Source organism: Pseudoalteromonas sp. SIMBA_162, from assembly GCF_046535955.1.
Classification (GTDB): domain Bacteria; phylum Pseudomonadota; class Gammaproteobacteria; order Enterobacterales; family Alteromonadaceae; genus Pseudoalteromonas; species Pseudoalteromonas marina.
Genome location: NZ_JAWJBQ010000943.1, coordinates 1 through 247 on the forward strand (window position 1 = coordinate 1; position 247 = coordinate 247).

Annotated in this window: 1 protein-coding gene; it reads left to right on the top strand. The window is 75.3% G+C overall.

Translation table 11 applies throughout. The features are described from left to right. On the top strand, positions 1–247 hold a 247-nt coding region (locus R0J88_RS22490), incomplete at both ends, for a monodechloroaminopyrrolnitrin synthase PrnB family protein (protein ID WP_410901243.1).

Sequence of the window (247 nt, forward strand, 5' to 3'; positions counted from 1 at the left end):
AGCCTGCGCTCCTCGACCGCGCGCTCGGCGAGGCGCATGCGATCGGCACGCGGAGCGAGCCCGTGCGGGCCGGCCTGGCGGCCCTCGACCGGGGCTTCGAGGTTCTGCTGCGCTTCCGGGCGCCTCACGTCAAATTGGCCGAGCGGGCGTACGAAGTCGGGCGAAGCGGCCCCAGCATCGGCAGCGGCGGGTACGCGCCCAGCATGCTCGGCGATCTGCTCACGCTCACGCGCGCGGCGCGGTCCCG